Origin of the sequence: Microbulbifer sp., from assembly GCF_051659245.1 — a bacterium.
GTDB lineage: Bacteria > Pseudomonadota > Gammaproteobacteria > Pseudomonadales > Cellvibrionaceae > Microbulbifer.
In genome coordinates, this window is sequence record NZ_JBOFOC010000206.1 from 20,038 (window position 1) to 27,036 (window position 6,999).

The 6,999-nt window shown below is 65.7% G+C and carries 8 protein-coding genes; 6 read left to right on the forward strand and 2 right to left on the reverse strand.

The window, feature by feature from the left end:
- Positions 1 to 62: 62 nt before the first annotated feature.
- The 6 genes from ACRC0P_RS19195 to ACRC0P_RS19220 all read left to right on the forward strand — a co-directional run bounded on the left by ACRC0P_RS19195 (position 63) and on the right by ACRC0P_RS19220 (position 5,025).
- Positions 63 to 629 (forward strand): elongation factor P hydroxylase, encoded by a 567-nt coding sequence (locus ACRC0P_RS19195; RefSeq protein WP_438632919.1) that lies wholly within the window; start codon positions 63 to 65, stop codon positions 627 to 629.
- A complete protein-coding gene (locus ACRC0P_RS19200) occupies positions 626 to 1,519 on the forward strand; it encodes a 5'-3' exonuclease (protein ID WP_438632920.1) in 894 nt (297 codons plus the stop codon). The genes ACRC0P_RS19195 and ACRC0P_RS19200 overlap by 4 nt, the downstream gene beginning before the upstream one ends.
- The gene (locus tag ACRC0P_RS19205) at positions 1,516 to 2,748 is read left to right on the forward strand and encodes a 4-phosphoerythronate dehydrogenase (RefSeq protein ID WP_438632921.1); all 1,233 of its coding nucleotides are present in this window, start codon (positions 1,516 to 1,518) and stop codon (positions 2,746 to 2,748) included. Before ACRC0P_RS19200 ends, ACRC0P_RS19205 begins: the two co-directional genes overlap by 4 nt.
- Complete coding sequence (locus ACRC0P_RS19210; protein ID WP_438632922.1) at positions 2,745 to 3,881, forward strand: ATP-NAD kinase family protein; 1,137 nt, start codon at positions 2,745 to 2,747, stop codon at positions 3,879 to 3,881. The genes ACRC0P_RS19205 and ACRC0P_RS19210 overlap by 4 nt, the downstream gene beginning before the upstream one ends.
- 72 nt (positions 3,882 to 3,953) lie before the next feature.
- Positions 3,954 to 4,091, forward strand: coding sequence for a hypothetical protein (locus tag ACRC0P_RS19215; protein WP_438632923.1), 138 nt, complete (start codon positions 3,954 to 3,956; stop codon positions 4,089 to 4,091).
- A 1-nt stretch (position 4,092) separates the two neighbouring features.
- A complete protein-coding gene (locus tag ACRC0P_RS19220; RefSeq protein ID WP_438632924.1) occupies positions 4,093 to 5,025 on the forward strand; it encodes a class I SAM-dependent methyltransferase in 933 nt (310 codons plus the stop codon).
- 296 nt (positions 5,026 to 5,321) lie between these two features.
- Here the strand turns inward: ACRC0P_RS19220 and ACRC0P_RS19225 are convergent, their stop codons facing one another.
- Together ACRC0P_RS19225 and ACRC0P_RS19230 are read right to left on the reverse strand one after the other, a co-directional pair.
- Positions 5,322 to 5,720, reverse strand: coding sequence for a hypothetical protein (locus tag ACRC0P_RS19225; protein WP_438632925.1), 399 nt, complete (start codon positions 5,718 to 5,720; stop codon positions 5,322 to 5,324).
- Positions 5,717 to 6,934 carry a pyridoxal phosphate-dependent aminotransferase gene (locus ACRC0P_RS19230; RefSeq protein ID WP_438632926.1) on the reverse strand — a complete coding sequence of 406 codons (1,218 nt, stop codon included), beginning with the start codon at positions 6,932 to 6,934 and terminating at the stop codon, positions 5,717 to 5,719. Before ACRC0P_RS19230 ends, ACRC0P_RS19225 begins: the two co-directional genes overlap by 4 nt.
- Positions 6,935 to 6,999: the final 65 nt, after the last annotated feature.

Below are 6,999 nucleotides of genomic sequence, written 5' to 3' on the forward strand. Positions count from 1 at the left end.
TTTGATCACAATGGTGGCGCTGGTATAGTTTGCCCGCGCTGATTTCTACGCCGGAGCAAACCTTGCCAGCCCTATCCATTACCGAAGCGGAACACCCAGTCACGGAGCGTATCGCCGGGGTGTTCAACCGCTGTTTTGCCGCTGCACTCAATACCCGCCTGTGCGGCGGCTTCGAGGAGCCCTACTACCGGCCGGCGGGAGCGGCGTGTCCGCACCATCGCATCGAGTTCACCCGGGATTACCCGGCCAGTGCCCTGCATGAGGCGGCCCACTGGTGCGTGGCCGGGGAGCGGCGGCGTCTGCTGCCGGACTACGGCTACTGGTACGCCCCGGACGGGCGCAGCGCTGAGCAGCAGCGGGAGTTCGAGCGGGTGGAAGTGAAGCCCCAGGCGCTGGAGTGGATCTTCGCCCGCGCCTGCGGCCTGCGGTTCCGCGCCAGCGCCGACAACCTGCACAGCGGCCTCGGCCCCAGCGACGCCTTCAAGGAGGGTATCTGGCGGCAGGTGCGGAAGTATTGCGAGGAGGGGATGAACAGCCGGGCCCGGGGATTCGCCCTGGCCCTGGCACGGGAGTTCGGGCGGCCGGACCCGATGGACCCGCGGCACTACCAACTGGCGGAGCTGGCATGAGCGCCACCTATCTGATTGACGCCTCCGTCTATATCTTCCGCTACTATTTCGCCCTGCCGCCCAACTGGGTGAGCCGCTCCGGCTATGCCACCGAGGCGGTCTACGGCTTTAGCAACTTCCTGCTGGAGTTGCTGGCGCGGCGACCGGCGTCAATCGCCTGCGCCTTCGACGAATCCCTGGGCAGCTGCTTTCGCAACGAACTCTACCCGGACTACAAGTGCAGCCGCGCCCTGCCGGACGAGGCTTTGGCTTTCCAGCTGGCGGCCTGCCGGGAGATGGCGGAGGCCCTGGGCATCGCCAGTTTCGCCAGCGAGCGCTTCGAGGCGGACGATATCCTCGCCACCCTGACCCGCATCTGCGCCGGGCAGCGCCCGGTGATCGTCAGCCGCGACAAGGACCTGGGCCAGTTGCTGGCCAGAGGCGCCGCCACGCTTTGGGACTTCGCCGCGGACAAGCAAATGGGGGAGGCCGATATCCTGGCCAAATTCGGCGTGCGGCCGGTGCAGATCGCCGACTACCTGGCCCTGGTGGGCGACAGCAGCGACGATATCCCCGGTGTGCCCGGCATCGGGCGCAAGACCGCCGCGCGCCTGCTGGAGACCTTCGGCGACGTGGAATCCCTGCTCGCCCGGCCGCGGGAAGTGGCGGCGCTGCCCCTGCGCGGCGCCGCTGGTATTGCAGAGCGGCTTGAGGAACACGCGGCGCAGATCCGGCTGGCCCGGCGCCTGGCCAGCCTGGAAGAATATGTGCCGCTGGATATCGGCGCAGGGGCTCTGGTCTGGAAGCAGCCGGATATCGGGCTGGCCTGCGCCCTGGCGGAGGAATTCGGTATCGGCGGCCTGAATGGCAAAATCCGACGCCTGGCGTCAGTGGAAATGGAGGCGGTGTGAGCGGACTGAAGATAGTCGCCGATGAGAATATCCCGGCGCTGGAGGAAACCTTCTCCGACCTGGGCGAGATAGTGCGCGTCCCCGGGCGCGGCCTGGAGCGCGGGCAGTTAAAGGATGCGGATATCCTGCTGGTTCGCTCCGTCACCCGGGTGGACGAGGCGCTGCTGGCCGACACCCCGGTGCGTTTTGTGGGCAGTTGCACCATCGGCACCGATCACCTGGATACGGACTGGCTGGAAGCCCGGGGCATCGCCTGGAGCGCCGCCCCCGGCTGCAACGCCAACTCGGTGGTGGAATACGTCTTCTGCGCGCTCGCGGCGCTGGGAGTCGACTGGGCGCCGCGGCTCAATAATAAAGAGGGGCGCCGCTTCGGCATCGTCGGTTGCGGCAATGTGGGCGGCCTGCTGCAGCGGCGCCTGCGCGCGCTGGGCATCCCCTGCGCCGTCTACGACCCCTGGCTGCCGGACAATCCCGACAGTGCGGACCTGGAAACCGTACTGCGCCAGGAGGTGATCTGCCTGCACGCACCGCTGGTCAAAGGCGGGCCCCACCCCAGCCTGCACCTGATCGGCGCCGAACAGCTGGCGCAAATCGGGCAGGGCGCGGTGTTGATCAGCGCCGGCCGCGGCGCGGTGGTGGACAATCGCGCGCTGCTGAGGGAGTTGCGGCGCGGCAAGCGCATCCGGACGGTACTGGACGTCTGGGAAAACGAGCCGGATATCGATACCGAATTGCTGGAACTGGTGGATATCGGCACGCCGCATATCGCCGGGTACAGCCTGGACGGCAAGCTGGCGGGGACGCGGATGGTGCGGGAGGCGTTGGATAGATCGGGACTCGGGACTCGGGACTCGGGACTCGGTGTTGTGGAATTACCGCCCCCTGTAGGAGCGGCCCATGGCCGCGATCAGCGTTTGGAAGATCCGCAAGGCCGATCGCGGCCATGGGCCGCTCCCGGCCGGACCGCTCCTACAGAGACATTAGCCCTCCGTTCCCGAGTCCCGAGTCCCGAGTCCCGAGTCCCGGACCTGCTGCTGCAAATCTACGACCCCCGCACCGACGACCAGCGCCTGCGCGCTGCCGCGCGGGGCCCTCTGCCGATGGCGAAAGCCTTCGACCAGCTGCGCCGGGAATACCCGGAGCGGCTGGAGTTCTCCCACTACCGAATCGAAGACGCCGCCCTCAGCGAAGACGAACGGCGCCAACTGGCGATACTGGGGCTGCAGTGAAACTCAAGAGGCTCGGACTGATCATCAACCCCTGGGCCGGCGTCGGCGGCCCGGCGGGGCTCAAGGGCAGCGACGGCGCGAAAACCGTCGAGCAGGCCCTGGCCGCCGGCGCCGAGCCCCAGGCGCAGAAGCGCGCGGCCACGGCGCTGGAGGCTCTGCAGCCGTTTCGTGATCAATTGGAGATCCTCTGCTTCTCCGGGGCCATGGGAGAAACGGTGGCCCGGGACCTGGGCTTTCGGGCGACCGTGGTGGGCGGGGCCCCGACCGAACCCTCCATCCCAGAGGACAGCGAGCGCGCCGCGCGGGCGATCCGCGACGCCAGCGCGGACCTGATTATCTTCGCCGGCGGCGACGGCACCGCGCGCAATATGGTCAATGCCCTGGGCAGCGATTTCCCGGTGCTGGGTATTCCCGCCGGGGTGAAGATGCACTCCGCCTGCTTCGCGATTTCCCCCAGGGCCGGTGGCGAGGTGCTGCGGCGGCTGATGGCCGGGCAACTGGTGGACCTGCGTGAGCGGGAAGTGCGCGATATCGACGAGAAATCCTTCCGCGAGGGCCGGGTGAGCACCCGCTACTACGGCGAATTGCTGGCGCCGGAAGAGGGACATTTCCTGCAGGCGGTGAAAAATGCCGGCCGCGAGGTGGAGGAACTGGCGGTGGCGGATATCGCCGCGGAGGTGGTGGAGGAACTGGACCCGGACACCCTCTATATCTTTGGCCCCGGCTCCACCACCCTGGCGATACTCGGGGAGATGGGCCGCGAGGGCACCCTGCTGGGGGTGGACCTGCTGCGCGGGGGCGAGGTGATTGCCGCGGATGTGAGTGCGGCGGATATCGAGGGGGCGCTCGCCGAACACCAGGGACCGGCAAAAATCATCCTCACCGCCATCGGCGGCCAGGGCCACCTGATCGGCCGCGGCAACCAGCAGTTCTCCCCCGCGGTGCTGCGCGCGGTGGGCCGGGACAACCTGGTGGCTGTGGCCACCAAGACCAAGATTACCGAACTGAATGGCCGCCCGCTGTTGATCGACAGCGGCGACGCGGCCCTGGACGAGAGCTGGAGCGGCTTTATCCGCGTGATCACCGGTTACCGGGATGCGATTCTTTACCCGCTCAGTAACGGAAACCTTTAATGATGGAAACTTTTCCCTGTAGGAGCCTGCTTGCAGGGCCAAAGCGCGCGTTAACAAAGCGCAGCTTTGTGCGTGTTTTGGCGACTCGCCAGGGATGGCGAGGCCGGGGCCGGATCGAACGCGCTGGGTCGCGCCATGGATGGCGACACCGAGTTTCTCGCCCGCACTTATCGCCTGCAAGCAGGCTCCTACAACGCATTGGTGGGGTAAGATGGTGAGTTGGGACAGCTTGTTGGCGCAAGTGGGAGCAAAGCTGGCGGAGGCGGGCGCGGACAGCCGGCGCCTGTTTCACGGCCGCGGCCGCTGTTATCCGGGGCTGGAGCAGGTTTGCGTGGACAGCTTTTCCCCGGCGCTGCTGGTTACCTTTTTCGAAGAACAGGAGAGGGAGGCGGAGCTGTGCGAGCAGCTCTGGCAACTGGCTGAGCCCCGCGGCTATCTCGGCCTGGCAACGCAGCGCCGCTACCTGCCGGGCGCACCGGTGGACTGGCCCTGCGGCCAGCCGGTGATGGAACCGGTGGCGCGCCGCGGCGATCTCAAATTTCCGCTGACCTTCGCGCGGCAGAACGTGGGTTTCTTCCTCGATATCGAGCCCGGGCGCCGATGGCTGGAGCAGCGGGTACGGGAGCGCGCCGGCGGGGAAGGCGGCCTCAAACTGCTCAACCTGTTCGCCTTCACCTGCGCCTTTTCCGCGGTGGCGCGCGCCGCCGGCGAAGTGGAGGTAGTGAATATCGATGTGAATCGCGGCGTGCTCAAGCGCGGCCGGGAAAATCACCTGTTCAACAAGCTGCCTTTGAAGGGAATCAAATTTCTGCAGTTGGATGCCCTGCGCGAATTCAACCGCTTCGACCGCCGCGGGCCCTTCCAACTGGCGGTCGTCGATCCGCCCACACGGCAGAAGGGCCGCTTCGATGTGAACGAGAATTACGAAAAACTATTGAAGCAACTGCCCGGTTGCCTGGCACAGGAGGCGGACCTGCTGGTGGTGCTCAACTCGCCGCGCCACAGCGAAGCGCATTTCCGCGAGTTGATCGGGCGGGCGGACAGCCGCTATGAGGTGGTGGAGCGCCTGCCGCAGAATCCGGATTTTCCCGACCGCGACCCGGATGCGGCCTTGAAGATGCTGCACGTCAAATTCCGCAAATAACGTTCCCCGGCACTTTTTCCCCCGACGGCATCTTTCCCCGATACCTTGTAGGAGCGGGCCATGCCCGCGATCGGACTTTGCTACGTAGCGAGGCCTATCGCGGGCACGGCGGATGGCCGCCCCGCCGCTCCTACAGGGTGTGAAATTCCCGCATCAAACGCTCCATAGAGTCCGGATTTTCCCGATCGAGACGCGGACGCGGCGCTGAAAACGTTCCCCGACACCTTGTAGGAGCGGGCCATGCCCGCGACCGGTCTGCACTACGAAGATAGTTCGATCGCGGGCACGGCCCGCTCCTACAGGGTGTGAAACTCCCGCATCAAATGCTCCATCAGTTCCTGCAACTGCGGCGAGGAACCGTCGCGCACCGTATCGTGCAGCAACTTTGCATTGCTCTGGCCGCCGCCGTCCCGGCTGACCAGCAGCAAAAATCCCCGGTGGCTCAGCACCGCTTCCTCCACCGCCTCCTGGCGCACCAGTTGGGAGAAGTGGATATAGCCGTACTGCTTCAGCCAGCTGAGCGCCCCGAGGCAGGCCAAGTGGCGGGGGGAATGCAGCCCGAACTCGTCCGGGGTGTCCGGCCCGGCAATGTCTTCCACATAGACGGTGGCCGGGGCGGGGAACTGGTTGTACAGCGCCAGCAGTATCCGCCCGGCGTCTTTGTAAAAGTCGTGGATATGCAGATCGTCCATCATCGGGCTGAGTAGCGCTCCAGGAATTCCCCCAGGCGGCCGATGGCGTGGGACAGGTCGTCGACCCGGGGCAGGAAGACGATGCGCAGGTGGTCCGGCGCGTCCCAGTGGAAGGCGCTGCCCTGCACCAGCAGGATTTTTTCCTGACGCAGGAATTCCAGCACGAAGTGTTCGTCGTCGTCGATGCGGTGCCTGTCCAGGTGCAGTTTCGGGAACAGGTAAATGGCCCCGCTGGGTTTGACACAGCTGACCCCGGGGATATCGTTCAGCATGTGGCAGGCCAGGTCCCGCTGCTCTCGCAGGCGGCCGCCGGGGAGCACCAGGTCGTTGATGCTCTGGTAGCCGCCGAGGGCCGTCTGCACCGCGAACATCGCCGGTACATTGCCGCACAGACGCATGGAGGAGAGGATATCCATGCCCTCCAGGAAGCCGCGGGCGCGGTGCTTGGCGCCACTGACAATCATCCAGCCGGAGCGGAAGCCCGCCAGCCGGTAGGACTTGGAGAGACCGTTGAAGCTCAGGCAGAGTACATCCTCCGCCAGTTTGGCCAGGGGGGTGAACTCCGCGTCGTCGTAGAGGATCTTGCTGTAGATCTCGTCGGCGAAGATCACCAGGTCGTGCGCCCGTGCGAGTTCTACAATTTCCTCCAGCAGCGCGCGGGGATACACGGCGCCGGTGGGATTGTTGGGGTTGATGACCACGATGCCGCGGGTGCGCGGGGTGATCTTGGCCTTGATATCGTCGATATCCGGCAGCCAGTCCGCCTGTTCGTCGCAGCGGTAAAGCACCGGGTGTGCGCCGGTGAGGTTGGTGGCGGCCATCCACAGGGGATAGTTGGGCATCGGCAGCAGCAGTTCGTCGCCGTTGTTGAGCAGTGCCTGGGTGGCCATGGAGATCAGCTCGGAGACGCCGTTGCCCAGGTAGACATCGTCGATGTCCACACCCTCGATGCCCAGGGTCTGGCACTCCTGCATAATGGCCTTGCGGGCGGCGAACAGGCCCTTGGATTCCACGTAGCCCTGGGCCTGGGACAGGTTGTGGATCACATCCTGGATAATCTCATCCGGGGCGTCGAAACCGAAGGGGGCCGGGTTGCCGATATTCAGCTTGAAGATGCGGTGGCCCTCTTCCTCCATGCGGTAGGCCGCCTCCATGACCGGGCCGCGGATTTCGTAGCAGACGCCGTGCAGCTTTTCCGATTTGAGAATGTCCTTCATAGTGGCTGTGGTAACCCTAAAGCGGTTTCCCTGTAGGAGCGGCCCATGGCCGCGATCTGTGGTTC

Bases quoted from the DNA above. Each gene is read 5' to 3' on its own strand.
- ACRC0P_RS19200 (WP_438632920.1), top strand. From the start codon at position 626: ATGAGCGCCACCTATCTGATTGACGCCTCCGTCTATATCTTCCGCTAC.
- ACRC0P_RS19220 (WP_438632924.1), top strand. From the start codon at position 4,093: ATGGTGAGTTGGGACAGCTTGTTGGCGCAAGTGGGAGCAAAGCTGGCG.
- ACRC0P_RS19225 (WP_438632925.1), bottom strand. From the start codon at position 5,720: ATGATGGACGATCTGCATATCCACGACTTTTACAAAGACGCCGGGCGG.
- ACRC0P_RS19230 (WP_438632926.1), bottom strand. From the start codon at position 6,934: ATGAAGGACATTCTCAAATCGGAAAAGCTGCACGGCGTCTGCTACGAA.